12 protein-coding genes and 1 pseudogene are annotated in these 12,790 nt (G+C 63.3%); 5 read left to right on the forward strand and 8 right to left on the reverse strand.

Going from position 1 to position 12,790, the window contains the following annotated elements:
• Positions 1–126: 126 nt before the first annotated feature.
• Positions 127–624 carry a ribosomal protein S18-alanine N-acetyltransferase gene (gene rimI / locus DVK00_RS04045; RefSeq protein ID WP_101350985.1) on the reverse strand — a complete coding sequence of 166 codons (498 nt, stop codon included), beginning with the start codon at positions 622–624 and terminating at the stop codon, positions 127–129.
• 580 nt (positions 625–1,204) lie between these two features.
• Complete coding sequence (locus DVK00_RS04050) at positions 1,205–3,178, reverse strand: aconitate hydratase (protein WP_101350986.1); 1,974 nt, start codon at positions 3,176–3,178, stop codon at positions 1,205–1,207.
• A gap of 141 nt (positions 3,179–3,319) precedes the next feature.
• Between DVK00_RS04050 and DVK00_RS04055 the strand changes: the two are divergent.
• Positions 3,320–3,802: pseudogene (locus DVK00_RS04055) on the forward strand (deoxyuridine 5'-triphosphate nucleotidohydrolase); the annotation flags it as partial.
• 14 nt (positions 3,803–3,816) lie between these two features.
• Here DVK00_RS04055 and DVK00_RS04060 read toward each other — a convergent pair.
• The gene (locus DVK00_RS04060) at positions 3,817–5,688 is read right to left on the reverse strand and encodes a type IV pilin N-terminal domain-containing protein (RefSeq protein ID WP_158598758.1); all 1,872 of its coding nucleotides are present in this window, start codon (positions 5,686–5,688) and stop codon (positions 3,817–3,819) included.
• Positions 5,689–5,989: 301 nt separating this feature from the next.
• On the opposite strand from DVK00_RS04060, the gene DVK00_RS04065 reads away from it, so the two are divergent.
• From DVK00_RS04065 to DVK00_RS04075, 3 genes are all read left to right on the forward strand, one after another.
• Positions 5,990–6,649 carry a helix-turn-helix domain-containing protein gene (locus DVK00_RS04065; RefSeq protein ID WP_101350989.1) on the forward strand — a complete coding sequence of 220 codons (660 nt, stop codon included), beginning with the start codon at positions 5,990–5,992 and terminating at the stop codon, positions 6,647–6,649.
• Positions 6,650–6,855: 206 nt separating this feature from the next.
• Positions 6,856–7,134: a HalOD1 output domain-containing protein gene (locus DVK00_RS04070; protein ID WP_121577307.1), complete on the forward strand. Its 279-nt coding sequence runs from the start codon at positions 6,856–6,858 to the stop codon at positions 7,132–7,134.
• 58 nt (positions 7,135–7,192) lie between these two features.
• Positions 7,193–7,576 (forward strand): methylglyoxal synthase, encoded by a 384-nt coding sequence (locus tag DVK00_RS04075; protein ID WP_101350991.1) that lies wholly within the window; start codon positions 7,193–7,195, stop codon positions 7,574–7,576.
• A 30-nt stretch (positions 7,577–7,606) separates the two neighbouring features.
• Here the strand turns inward: DVK00_RS04075 and queC are convergent, their stop codons facing one another.
• The 4 genes from queC to DVK00_RS04095 form a co-directional block, all read right to left on the reverse strand.
• Positions 7,607–8,305: a 7-cyano-7-deazaguanine synthase QueC gene (gene queC / locus DVK00_RS04080; protein ID WP_101350992.1), complete on the reverse strand. Its 699-nt coding sequence runs from the start codon at positions 8,303–8,305 to the stop codon at positions 7,607–7,609.
• A 21-nt stretch (positions 8,306–8,326) separates the two neighbouring features.
• Positions 8,327–9,109, reverse strand: a complete 783-nt coding sequence (locus DVK00_RS04085; RefSeq protein WP_101350993.1) for a 7-carboxy-7-deazaguanine synthase QueE — start codon at positions 9,107–9,109, stop codon at positions 8,327–8,329.
• Complete coding sequence (locus tag DVK00_RS04090) at positions 9,109–9,558, reverse strand: 6-pyruvoyl tetrahydropterin synthase family protein (RefSeq protein WP_101350994.1); 450 nt, start codon at positions 9,556–9,558, stop codon at positions 9,109–9,111. The genes DVK00_RS04085 and DVK00_RS04090 overlap by 1 nt, the downstream gene beginning before the upstream one ends.
• Before the next feature lie 214 nt (positions 9,559–9,772).
• Positions 9,773–10,063, reverse strand: coding sequence for a hypothetical protein (locus tag DVK00_RS04095; protein ID WP_101350995.1), 291 nt, complete (start codon positions 10,061–10,063; stop codon positions 9,773–9,775).
• Between the two features lie 246 nt (positions 10,064–10,309).
• On the opposite strand from DVK00_RS04095, the gene DVK00_RS04100 reads away from it, so the two are divergent.
• Complete coding sequence (locus DVK00_RS04100) at positions 10,310–10,999, forward strand: hypothetical protein (RefSeq protein ID WP_101350996.1); 690 nt, start codon at positions 10,310–10,312, stop codon at positions 10,997–10,999.
• 451 nt (positions 11,000–11,450) lie between these two features.
• On the opposite strand, the gene DVK00_RS04105 is transcribed toward DVK00_RS04100, so the two are convergent.
• Positions 11,451–12,779 (reverse strand): M28 family peptidase, encoded by a 1,329-nt coding sequence (locus tag DVK00_RS04105; protein WP_101350997.1) that lies wholly within the window; start codon positions 12,777–12,779, stop codon positions 11,451–11,453.
• Positions 12,780–12,790 lie beyond the last annotated feature (11 nt).

Here is a 12,790-nt window from a genome sequence, read left to right on the forward strand (position 1 = left end):
CGTATATGCAGTCGGGGTCTCGGAGCGGTGGGTACTGCGAGAGAACTGGCTGCGAAGGGGCGTCCGGCAGTAGACGACGGGAGTGCGACCACAGCGCTCAGACAATGCCAGACGTAGCCGACACAGTCATAATAGTCGGACCATCACAAGCGCATCTTCGCCGTTGCTGTAGTAGTTCGGAATAGTCTTGCGGTGCTCGAACCCGAACCGCCGGTACAGCTTTCGTGCGCCGTCATTGTCGGCCCGGACCTCCAGCTTGACTGAGCCGGCCCCCGTCTCGCCGATAACCTCGAGTGCGCGCGTCAACAGCGCGCTCGCAACCCCCTGCCGACGGTACGCTGGCCGAACCGCGAGGTCCTTGATGTGGCCGAGCGGGGTACCGTGGTTCGGCACCGTGTCCGCGATGACGTAGCCCGCGACGGCGGGCGGGTCGCCATCGTCGTTGCCGGTTTCGGCGACGAGAAACCCCGGTTCGCCGAGATAGCTCTCCAGTGCAGAAAACGGCCACGGCTGTGGAAACGACGCCTGCTCGACGCGGTGGACCTCGATGAGGTCCGCACGGACAGCGCGCCGAACCGCCGGGGTACCCGGCGTCTCCGGCCCGTCTGGAGCGACCGTTGTCACGTACGCATTTCGGTGTGGACCTACATATGTGTTACCGCCGACCGAAGATACCCGAGTTCTGACTGTTTGTCGATAGGTACTGATAATTCATGCATCGATACGACCCTGCCATGGTTAGAAATGCGGAAGGTTCTTTACTCTGACGAGTGTATCTATGCATGCACCCATTTGGGTGCCACCACCCCCACCCCCACCCCTCTTTCCAAACTTTTCCATCGCCACCTGGGTCTGTCTTGGGGACCGCTATGCCGTAACCGGGACACTCATTCCCGTGAAACAGCGTCGGCTACGAGTATGGAGAACGAAAAAGACAGTCTCGCGCTGTCGCTAACCGGTCGTCCTGTGCCGGTACCCGAACCACATCTCTCTGTGCGTGTGTTTCCCGATAGACCGAGGAATGTGTCGCTCGACCGGAGCGGATGCCGCGCTGTTTGTGGCTTCACTGCTCGAAAAGCGATCTGCTGTCTCACGGCGCGAAGCGCTGTTCGACTTCGAAAGGATTCCTCGCTACGCTCGGAATCGCTCTGCTCGCAGGACCTGCGGTCCCGTTCCCAATACGAGGTTTCTGCAAAACCTCGCTCTAGTCGTCTGCGGGTGCAGCGCCGCCTTCGTCGTGTTGCTGCTTCGTGTGCGAGAGTTTGCCACCGGCGGCGAGGATCTCGCGTTCACGCTCGGAGGCGTCGAGCTGACCGGTTGCTTCCCAGTCGTCGTTCACGCGGATGGTGAACTCCGTCTGGCCGGATTTGACGGCCTCGGCCGCGTCGTCGACGATCTCGATGTCGTCGCCTTCCTCGATTTTCTCGTAGGTCTCCTCGTCGATGGTGAGCGGGACGATACCGAAGTTGAACAGGTTCGCCTTGTGGATGCGGGCGAAGCTCTGTGCGAGGACGGTCTCGATACCCAGGTACATCGGGCACAGGGCCGCGTGTTCACGCGAGGAGCCCTGACCGTAGTTCTCGCCAGCGACGAGCACGCCGCCGTCAGCTTCGAGTGCGCGCTCCGCGAACGTGTCGTCGACGCGCGAGAGCGTGAACTCGGAGAGCTTCGGGACGTTCGACCGGTACATCAGGATGTCCTGCGTGGCCGGGATGATGTGGTCCGTCGTGATGTTGTCCTCCATCTTGAGGAGGGCTTCACCACCGACTTCGGTCTCCAGCGGGTCCTTCAGCGGCACGTCGCCGATGTTCGGGCCCTTGATGAGTTCGTCGTCGACGGCGTTCTCCGGCGCGATGAGGTCCGATTCGGAGTTGCCGATGTACTGGTCGGGCATCTCCAGCCCGGGTGCCTCGAGGTCGCCGAGTTCGTCGGCGAGGTCCCGCGGGTCGACGATTTCGCCTTTGATGGCCGCCGCGGTGGCGACTTCCGGCGAACAGAGGTAGACGTTGTCGTCCTCGATACCCGAGCGACCTTCGAAGTTGCGGTTGAACGTCCGCAGCGAGACTGAATCTGAGGCCGGGACGTGCCCGATGCCGATACAGGCACCACACGTCGCCTCGGAGAAGTTGACGCCAGCGGCCATCATCTCCGCGGTCCAGCCCTCGCGGGCCAGCATCTCGGAGGCCTGCTTGGATCCGGGGGCGACGATCATCTCGGTCTTCTTGTCGATGTTGCGCCCTTCCAGCATCTTCGCGGCCGGGAGGATGTCCTCGTAGGCACCGTTCGTACAGGAGCCGATCATGACCTGCTCGACGTCGACGCCCTCGACCTCGGAGACGGGCACGACGTTGTCAGGCATGGACGGCTCGGCGATGAGCGGTTCGAGGTCCGAGAGGTCGACGACGATTTCGTCGGCGTACTCGGCGTCCTCGTCGGGGCCGATGTCCTCGAAGACGTCCTCGCGGCCGAGGCGTTCGAGGTAGTCCTTGGTCTGGTCGTCCGTCGGGAAGATCGAGGAGGTGGCACCGAGCTCGGTCCCCATGTTGGTGATAGTCGTCCGCTCGGGGACGGTCAGCGTCTCGACGCCAGGCCCGGTGTATTCCAGCACCTTGCCGACGCCGCCCTTGACCGAAAGCCGGCGGAGCAGCTCCAAGATGACGTCCTTGGCGGTTGCCCAGTCGGGCAGTTCGCCTTCGAGGCGGACGTTGACGACTTCCGGCATCTCGATGTAGTACGCGCCGCCACCCATCGCGACGGCGACATCGAGGCCACCGGACCCGATGGCGAGTTCGCCGAGGCCGCCGGGCGTCGGCGTGTGCGAGTCGGACCCGAGCATCGTCTTGCCGGGTGCGGCGAAGTTCTCCTTGTGGACGTTGTGACAGATACCGTTGCCGGGGCGCGAGAAGTGTGCCCCGAACGTACCCGCCGCAGAACGGAGGAAGCGGTGGTCGTCGGTATTCTTAAAGTCAAACTGATAGGTCTGGTGGTCACAGTACTGTGCGGCCAGCTCCGTCTGTACCTCTTCGAGGCCCAGCGCTTCGAACTGCAGCCAGACGAGCGTCCCGGTCGTGTCCTGTGTCAGCACCTGGTCGATCTCGATCCCGATCTCTTCTCCGGGTGTAAGTTCCCCTTCGACGAGATGGTCGTCGAGAATTTTTTCCGTAAGCGTCTGTCCCATAACGTGCGTCAATGGATGGCGCGGCGGTATAAATCCCGCGTATTCCGTCGTATTTTTCATATAAAAACCCGTGCCGTCCGTCACTCGGAAGCGAGTCAACGAGACAGAACAGCGGTTGGCCAGACCGGCAGGCCTTTCCACGATACTCGCACAGAACCGGGTATGTTCAAAAGTGGGCGGTTCGTCGCCGATGCCCTCGGCGACCTGAGAGAACCACAAGTGCAACCGAACGGCGTCGACCTCACGCTCGGGGCAATCTACGAACAGGTCGAACCGGGGCGCATTGAGCGCGACGGCAAGACCGTCGGTGACCGACGGGAAGTCGAACCCAGCGACGGTGTCTATCAGCTCGACCGTGGCGGGTACATCGTCGAGTACGCCGACCGCGTCGTCATTCCAGATGGACACATCGGTTTTCTCCTTCCCCGGTCGTCGTTGCTTCGCAACTCCTGCATGCTCGATACAGCCGTCTGGGACGCCGGCTACGAGGGGCGGGGCGAGGGCTTGCTTGAAGTCCACCACCCGATAGAACTCGAACAGGGCGCGCGGATCGCACAGCTCGTGCTCGCCGACGCCGCTCACGAGGGGACGTACGAGGGGTCGTATCAGGGCGAGAACCTGTAGTTGCGACGGGCCGCTTACGGCGTCACAGTGAACGTGAGTTCGCTCCCGTCGCTGAATCCGAGCGTAACCGTGATTTCGTCCCCGGCCATGTCGACGGGCTTCCCGGAGTTACCCTTTCCTGAGGTCAGGAATTCATACATTGTGACCTCAGCCGTCGAATTTCCGGAAACCATTGCGGCGTCAGATAGCACCGCCGTGCTCCCGATCTGGTAGCCGTCTTTCCCGGCGTTGCGTTCCTTGTTCGTGTCCCAGACCCCCGTCGATGCGCCGACGACACGGATTTCGTGGTCAGTCCGGGTGCTACCGGACCCGCTCTCGAACAGCGTGCTGGCAGCGTCCGTACTGACAGTGACGTTCCTGACGCTGACTGCCGTCGAAGCCGTGTTTTCAATGGACAGCGCGACACCAGAGCCGTCACCACCGAACGTCTCTGCGTCGCCGGTGTACCTGACAAAGTCAGCCGCGTCGCCCAGCGCCACGGTCGCGGTCTGGCCGGTCGCGCCGTCGTTACCGTACGCGTCCGTCAGCTCCGACAGCGTGACCGTGTATTCGCCGGGCTGGCTCACGGTGTACTTGACTCTGTAGGTAAACGACGAGCCGCTGTTGTCGAGGTTCAACTGCTCGACGTTTTCGACAGTGCCGGGTCCGGACACGCCCAGTGTCACGTCACTCGCTTGAATCGAGGTCTGCTCTGTCGCTTCGAGTGTCACAGTGAACGTTCGGCTGCCGGTCTCGGTCGCGGTGAAGGAATCGACCGCCGGAGCGGTCGTGTCCTTCGGCGTCTGGTCATTTGTGACGGAATCGCCGCGGTTCCCCACGTCGTCTTCGACGACCGCCGTTGGCGTGACTGTCCCGTCGGCGAGTGAACTCGTGTCGAACGTCAGCGTCGTCTCGTCAGTCGCCGGGTCGATAGTCGCCGACCGCGTGATGTCAGTCCCGGTCTGGTCGGTCAGTGTGACGCGTGCCGTCTCGTCACCGTCCAGCGAATCCGGGTTTGTGATAGTCACGTCGACGGCGTTCTGGTTCGCCTGGGTGATGGCGTCGGGTTCGACAACGACGTTGTTCACGTCGCCTGGCGAGCGACTGTCGAGCACGAAGGATAGGGCAGTCTGTGGCGACATTTCGGTTCCGTCGGCGTCTTGCGCTTCCGATACCGTCACGTCGATAGTCTTGTCCACGTCGTTGTCGGCGAACCGGATCGGGACCTCGTACGTTTTCGCCGTCGTCCAGGTCCCGTCCGCGGTCACTACTGTCGCCGAGCTTTCGGTGACGCCGTCGAGTTCGATGCTCGGCGCGATAGTCCGGTCCATCTCCGTATCGAAAGTCAGCGTCAGCGTGCGTTCGACGTTGTTGTTAGCTTCTGTGTCATCTATCGGTGTTCCGGGGAGTGTCGCCGAATCGATAGCCGGTGGCTCCGGAGCTGGCGTCGCAGTCTCCGTAGCCGGTGTCTCAGTCTCCGGAGTCGGCGTCGCGGTGTCTGTGGTCGGCGTCGGATCAGTAGCCACCGTCCGGCTCTCCCGACCGAGGACCGTACTGCTGTCGACAGCAACGGCGAGGACGGTGACGGTGCCGGTGTAGGAATGAGACAGTCGCACGGTATCGGTCGGTTCGAACGGGCCGGTGACGGCTGACTCGTAGCGCTGACTCGCAGTTTCGTTTCGGATGATAACGTCGAATGACCTGCCGTCGACAGTGTCACCGCCGTTGTGTGTGATCGAGACGGTAGTGCTCGTGATATCTATGTCGAGGTCCACCAGCGGCTCCGCGGTCGATTGTGGTCCGGACGAGAGAACACCGGCACCCAGCACCGAGACCAGCACGACGATAACAGCCGTCAGTAACACGATGCCGACCGTCTCCGATTGACCGCGGGATGAGTCAGTCATGTCAAGTCCGACCGCAGCGCCTTGTGTGGAACCGTCGACACATGGTGTCAGCAGGCGTCGGCAGAGCGGATAGTGTACTAGTACTCGTTCGCAGTCAAAAGGGTGCTGATGGTTGAGACATGGTAGGCCATGCTGTGAATTTAAGTGGATTTCCCGAGTGCTATCCATTGGTGCTTGAATCGACTATACCCCGGTCCATACCGCCGTCAGCCTTCAGTACCCGGAAATTACACAAGCACCGTTTTCAGGTACGACAACTGTCTGACCGGGGTTTATCATCGTTGCTGCGTGACAGTGAGACATGATAGTAGAATTTCACATCGACGCCCCCCTCTTGCAGCGAACAGCTGAAACGCTGAGTAAAGCAGCGATACGGATACAGCGACTGCACTGCGAGAGCGGCGACTGTCGTGCCGTCGCCTGGATTGGCCCCGTTGAGCGGCCCGCCATTGAAGCGAATCTGGCCCAGGACGAGAGTATCACCGACTATGCCCACGTAGCGGCAGAAGGAGATGGTCACTGGTACATCCTACATACGACTGATACGACAATCGACACGATCGGAGAAGCGTTGTTGAACGCGGACGGGTTCCTGCTCGGCGCCGCACAGACCGGCGAAGACTGGGTCTTCCGGGCCCGGTTCCCCGAGAAGAGTTCGGTGCTGTCGTTCCGTGACGCGCTCGTGTCCAGTGATATCACCATCGACATTCAGACCATCACTGACGACACGGAAGCCTCCCCGCAGTTCGGCGTGACGGACCCACAGAGAGAAGTGCTGTTGCTCGCGCTCAATCGTGGCTACTTCACCGTCCCGCGGGAGTCCTCTCTCTCGGACCTCGCCGCCGAACTCGGTATCTCTAGCCAAGCTGCTTCGGAGCGGCTCCGGCGGGGAACCCGGACGTTGGTCCAGAACACGCTGGCGGCCCCTGAGCGACCGCTTGTCGGCTCACCGCCAGAGTGACCGGAAGAGAGTAACTTCCGGGTGGGAGAACGCGGTGGTGGTGGGACGCCGACCAGCTGTGAGCAACAGGTCTGTGGCGACACAGTGGTAAGTAGCCGCGTGTGAGCTGACAGTGTCGAAGAGTTGTTCGTCATCGGCACGTCGGTTACTTCAGACAGTGAAATAGCTCATCCGCTGTTATAAGAGAAGGGAGCGTATGATGGCGTATGAGCTCGAACGAGGGGACTGTGTATATGCTGCGGAACCGGGCCACGGAGGGGTCCGACGACTGGGTGAGCCCCGAGCCCGCAGAAGATGTTATTGCCGATGCGGTGCTTGAAGCGACAGATCTGGCTGCGGATGATATTGACAGGCTTGATACGTACGTCGACAGCGAGTCTCTCCGTGCAGTCGTCGGCGAGAGGACGACGGAGTCGCTAACGTTCGCTGTCGAAGGACACGACGTGACAATAACCGCTGACGGAGCGATTTCTGTCGACGGGTAACCGGCGCTGACACGCCCCCGTCCAAATGAGATAAGTCGATGGCCCGAGAGCCCCAAGTATGACTCGCGTCGCGCTCATCGCACACGACGACGAGAAACCCGAGATGATAGACCTGGCACAGAGCTACGAGGACACGCTGTCGGCGTTCGACCTCGTCGGGACCGGCACGACGAGCAAGCGCATCATGGCCGAGACCGACCTCACGGTCGAGCGCAAGGAGAGCGGGCCGATGGGCGGGGACACGCAGATCGGCGCGGAAGTCGCCGAGGGCCGGATGGACGGCATCGTCTTCCTTCGGGACCCGCTGACAGCACAGCCTCACGAGCCGGACATCTCGGCGCTCCTGCGTATCTGTGATGTCCATGACGTGCCGCTGGCGACGACGCGAACCTCGGCGGAGTACGTGCTGGACGGACTGGCTCGGGACCAAGCTGACGACTAATTCCTCGGTGGACGACCGCCCGTAATCTGCTTATTCGGCGTACGTCGGTCGTTCGGCGTATTCGATTGGGTCCCGTTCGCCGATGCGCTGGAAAGCTTCGAGTCGGAACGCACAGGCGTCACACGTCCCACAGGCCGGTTCGTCGTCCCGGTAGCAACTCCATGTGTCCTCGTAGGGGACGCCGAGTTCGACGCCGCGCTCGGCGATGTCTGTCTTGGACCACTCGACGAACGGCGCGACGAGGTCGATGTCCGTCTCGGGCTTCGTGCCGGCGTCGATGACGCCCTGGAAGGCGTCGAAGAAGGCGGGCCGGCAGTCCGGGTACCCCGAGAAGTCCTCGCTGTGTGCGCCGATGAAGACAGCCCCGCAGTCGTTGGCTTCGGCGTAGGAGACCGCCATCGACAGCAGGTTCGCGTTACGGAACGGGACGTAGGAACTCGGAATCTCGTCGCTGTCGGTGTCGGCGTCGGCCACGGCCATCGAGTCGTCGGTCAGCGACGACGCGCCGATCTGGGTGAGGTGCTCGGTCTCGACGTGGAGGAAGTCCGCCGCGTCGACGTGGTCGGCCAGCGCGCTGGCGCACTCGTACTCCCGGTCTTCGGTGTTTTGCCCGTAGCTGGTGTGCAGCAGGTACAGGTCGTCGTAGCCGCGGGTCTGTGCTTCGTACGCCGCCGTGGCGCTGTCCATGCCGCCGGAGGCGAGCACGACAGCGCGGGTGTCGTTAGTCATGCTAAGTGGTATCGCAGGCAGTTACGTTCCCGGTGCGTCGTTCCAGAGGTCGACGTGGAGCCGCGGCGTGTAGCGGTAGCCGTACTCCAGTGCGAGGTCCGCAACGGTCTCTCGGGTCGATTCGAGCTGGTCGCGCGTCTGGCCTTCCGGCATCAGCAACACGTCGTCGTCATCCACGCGTGCGGACGCGGCGTCGCGGAGTCGGTCGATGAGGCGCTCGATCTCGGCCATGTCCTCGCGGCCGGTGACGACGAACTTCAGTTGCGTGTCGTAGCTTTCGACGAGTTCGGCCAGCGTCGGCACGTCGAGTCGCCGGTCCTCGTGGCGGTCCGCCCACTCGCCGTCGCCGTCGGGGTCGCGGTCGGCCGTCGGCGTACTGGAGGCCAGTTTCGGGCTGACGCTGGCAAGGTCGATAGGAGCATCGGGGACGACGGTTCCGTTAGTCTCGACCGTCGTGTGATACCCGCGGTCGGCCAGCCGCGCCAGCAGGGTCTCGCTCGAATCGTGAATCAGCGGCTCGCCGCCGGTGAGGACGACGTGGTCGGCGTCGTACTCGTCGATAGCCGCGACCACGTCGCCGACGGTGAACCAGTCGTGGGTCGGCTCCCAGGAGGTGTGATAGGAGTCACAGAACCAGCACCGCAGATTACAGCCGCTGGTTCGAACGAACACGCTCGGGACGCCGGCCAGTCGGCCCTCGCCCTGAAGCGACTGGAACAGTTCGTTGATAGGGAGGTCGCCCGTCTCCGCGTCGGCGTCGGTCCCCTCGATGTCGACCCCGGGCGTGTCGTTTGCGACCGGCATCAGCGGATACAGAGTTCGCTGGTCTCCCGGACGGAGACGGCGACGTCCGACACCGTCTCCGGGAGGCGGTCGGCGAGGCGCTGTTCCAGTATCGCGGCCATGACCTCGGCCGTCGGCGGGTGGTCGAGGACGACCACGGCATCGCCATCGCCGCTGGCGTCGAAGGCTTCGACCAGCGGGTCACCGGCCTCGAGCAGGAAGCGGTGGTCCCACTCGTCGACCACGTCCGTGATGTCTCCCTTATCCACGACCCACCCTTCGTCGGTGAGTTCACCGGTGACACGGACCGTTATTTCGTAGTTGTGTCCGTGCGGGCGCGAGCATTTCCCGTCGTGATGTAGCAATCGATGGCCCGCAGAGATACGGAGCGGCCGATCACCGCCGACGACGAGGTTCCGTTCGCCAGCGTCGGCGAGCGTGTCATCGGCCTTCGATAGTCCCTGAGACATACCACGGTATTATCGGTCGGTGGCTTAACTCTCACGGGAGCTGGCTAGCCAGTGCCTCGGTAACACAGAACTGAGACGAGCGGGGGCGAGTCGTCACTGTCCGACAGTAGGTGCGCAGTGGAGACACCCCTCGGGAACGAACGGACAGCGTTCACCGTGGGACGGCGCTCGACGACCATCGAAGACCGCGCTACGTGTTAGTGGGAGTGGCAAGTCACTCGGAGAGTGAATCGTCGGCGACGGCCGCAAGTCGTCGGTTCATCGCTCGGAGATACTCGGCGGCAGCGTCGGGATGGCCGTCATCTAGCGCCGTGTGTACCTGCTCGCAGCCGTGGAGCAACTGCGAGCGCAACTCACACTCCGGGAGCTTGTGCTGGCTGACCGTCTCGGCTGTCGCAACTGCCTGTCGAGCCGTATCGAACTCCGCGCCGCTGATCGCCGTCTCGCCCTCTTCAGCGAGTTGTGTCAGCACCGCGTGTACGTCGCTGGGCAGGTCACTGGACACAAACGCTGTTAGGCACGCACAGTGATAACGGCCGTGTTAGATGTCCAGCGGGGACCCGAGGCGCAAGCCCGGACAGCACCTGTGGTACCCTCGCCGTGCGGACGCCTGTGGGTGGGCGGGCTGTGGCCGGCAGTGATCTCGGAACACAGCGGTCGAAAGCGATGGACGGGAGTCCCATCTCACAGGCGACTATCGTTCGCGGATATCGGCGTAAGGGATAGGTCACTGCAGCCCACAGGGTTGGGTGTGACACGACGTGCCGTCGAACGGGAGTTCGAGCGTTACCTCTCGCAGTTCGTCGACGAGACGTACGCGGCGTTCGATGTGGCAGCCGTGCTTCGCGGGTCAAACGGGAGCGGCGGCCGCGTTGCGGGCAAACTGCTGAACAACAGCCGCCCGCTGGAACGACACGTTATCCGGCCGAAACTCCAGTCCTACCAGCAGCAGATACTCGACCAGCTGGAGCCGGTGCTGGATTACGCTGCCACCGACGCGGCGTTCGACGCATACGCTGACGACGTGCTGGCCCGCGATATCTACTGGAACGCGCTCCGTGACACTGTCCGTGGCGACCGACGAGACCAGATTCGGGAGCGGCTGCTGGCCCGCCAGCAGTCGTTTGGAGACGACCTCGCGCCGCTGGTCGCCGCCGACAGCGACGACTTCTGGACGGCTGTCACTGATACATACGACCAGGAGACGGCGACGGATATCGTTCAGACGCACTTCGAGTTTTCCGTTCCGCTGCGGGAGGACCAGAACGCCTTCGCCTTCGAACTCAGCATCGACCCCGGCGAGGTGCTGGGCGGTCTCGCACGGGCCCTGCCCACGCTCAACGTCGAATTCACCGACGAGGCGTTGCGGTCGATGCGCCACGCCGAACAGCAGGTCATTCCGTCGGCGAAGGCTGACGTAGCGCAGGCGTACGACTCATAGAGTGGCCCTGCCGCTACGTGCCGCTTTGCTCAGTCTGCGTTACCAGTCGGTGTTTGGAGTAGTATGTCCGAAAGTGGACACAGCGGCCGTCTTGGCACGTGGACGGCCGTTGTGTCAGGTATTGGTGTTGGTGTTGACTGACGACGGCAGGTGTGGTTACTCACGTCGACTCGGCCTCGGACTCCGCGAGGCCGATAGAGCATGGGAGCTTGGCAGCGAACGCCGGTAACGGCGTTCACATACGGGCTACAGTACGTAGACCAATCAACCTGCCATCGGTTTCCATGTCCCCATATGGTAAATAACCTACGGAATATGTTACTTCTATACCGAGTAAATCATTATAATCCATCGTCAGACACCAGGACTGCCGAACACGAGAGGGGTCCGATATACTAGAAATCTGGTATGTATCCGCCGCCAGTCGCGGAGACCACCGCGGCAGTGGGTCTCAGTCGTCGAAGGGCCAGTCGCCCGTAATCCGCATCCCCTCGGCGAGGTCCTGCGATTCGAGGGCGGCAGCTATCTCCGCGGGGTCCTTGCGGTCGGCGCGCACAGAGCCGTCGGCGAGCGTCACGGCGAGTTCGGTCAGCAGGACGGCCTGCTCGCGGAACGTCCGGGATTCCAGTTTGTCCAGCGTGTCGGCGTGGGTGTGGCCCCAGCCGCGGCCCTCGCCGCCGGTTTCGCTGGTCACGTGGTAGCCGGGGACGCCGCGCCGGACAAACGGCCAGTGGTCGCTGTGGGGACCCTGCTCCGGCGTGAGCGAGATGGGGTGGTCGAAACGGTCGGCCACGTCCTCGGCGGCGGCCGCGAGCGCGTCGAACCCGTGGGTGAAACACTTCAGCGTCCGGCCCTGGACGACGCCGTCCAGATTGAGCACGGCCGTCACGTCGTCGGGGGCCACGTGGGCGGCCAGCCGGTTCGAGCCGACGAGTCCGACCTCCTCCGCGCCGAAGGTGACGAACTCCACGCGCGTCGCCAGTTCGTGCTCGCGGCCGGCCAGCGCCCGCGCGAGTTCGACGACCATCGCCGTCCCCGCGCCGTTGTCCATCGCGCCCTCCGCGATGTCGTGGGCGTCGACATGACTGGTCACCAGCAGTCGTTCGTCCGTGTCCGGTCCGAGTTCGGCGTGAACGTTCTGACTCGTCGCAGCGGGCGTCTCGCAGTCGACGCTAAGGGCGACATCATCACCGGCGTAGCGGCGACCCAGTCGCGCGCCCGTCTCGCTGGCGACGCCGACTGCCGGAATCTCGCCGATGGGGGTCTCAGCCGTGCCGACGCTCCCGGTCGGTGGCAGCACGCCTTCGACGTGGTTGCGGTAGATGAACCCCGCCGCCCCGGCCTCGACGGCGAGGTAGTACTTCTCCCGCCGGTGGATATACCGGTCGTACCAGTCGGGCACGTCAGAGCGGGCCAGCACTATCTGGCCCTCACAGTCAGCGTCCTCGAAATCCTCCGGGAGGCCGTGGCCGACGTCGACCAGTTCGCCGGTCACTTCGCTGGACGGCGACCGCGGGAGGGCGATGCATTCGTGCGCCTGTGTCGCGACCGGTGACCCATCGACGTGGACGGCGCTGTCGCCCCGCTCCCAGCCCTGTATCTCGAACTCGGAGAGTCGAGCGTCGCGGGCGTACGCCGCCAGCGCGTCTCGGGTCGCTTCGGCAGCCCTCCGTTCGCCGTCGCTGCCGGCCATCCGGTTCCCGATGTCGACCAGCCTCTCCAGGTGGTCCCACCCGACCGTGCTGGTGAAGGTCTCGCCTATCCAGTCAGTGTCGTCCATACCTCTCGGTG

Source organism: Haloarcula sp. Atlit-47R, assembly GCF_003665985.1.
Taxonomy (GTDB): domain Archaea; phylum Halobacteriota; class Halobacteria; order Halobacteriales; family Haloarculaceae; genus Haloarcula; species Haloarcula taiwanensis.

What these genes read in the sequence shown, in the direction of transcription:
- DVK00_RS04050 (WP_101350986.1), bottom strand. Translation starts at nt 3,178, where the DNA reads ATGGGACAGACGCTTACGGAAAAAATTCTCGACGACCATCTCGTCGAA.
- DVK00_RS04105 (WP_101350997.1), bottom strand. Translation starts at nt 12,779, where the DNA reads ATGGACGACACTGACTGGATAGGCGAGACCTTCACCAGCACGGTCGGG.
- DVK00_RS04085 (WP_101350993.1), bottom strand. Translation starts at nt 9,109, where the DNA reads ATGCCGGTCGCAAACGACACGCCCGGGGTCGACATCGAGGGGACCGAC.
- DVK00_RS04065 (WP_101350989.1), top strand. Translation starts at nt 5,990, where the DNA reads ATGATAGTAGAATTTCACATCGACGCCCCCCTCTTGCAGCGAACAGCT.
- DVK00_RS04075 (WP_101350991.1), top strand. Translation starts at nt 7,193, where the DNA reads ATGACTCGCGTCGCGCTCATCGCACACGACGACGAGAAACCCGAGATG.
- queC (WP_101350992.1), bottom strand. Translation starts at nt 8,305, where the DNA reads ATGACTAACGACACCCGCGCTGTCGTGCTCGCCTCCGGCGGCATGGAC.
- DVK00_RS04070 (WP_121577307.1), top strand. Translation starts at nt 6,856, where the DNA reads ATGAGCTCGAACGAGGGGACTGTGTATATGCTGCGGAACCGGGCCACG.
- DVK00_RS04090 (WP_101350994.1), bottom strand. Translation starts at nt 9,558, where the DNA reads ATGTCTCAGGGACTATCGAAGGCCGATGACACGCTCGCCGACGCTGGC.
- DVK00_RS04060 (WP_158598758.1), bottom strand. Translation starts at nt 5,688, where the DNA reads ATGACTGACTCATCCCGCGGTCAATCGGAGACGGTCGGCATCGTGTTA.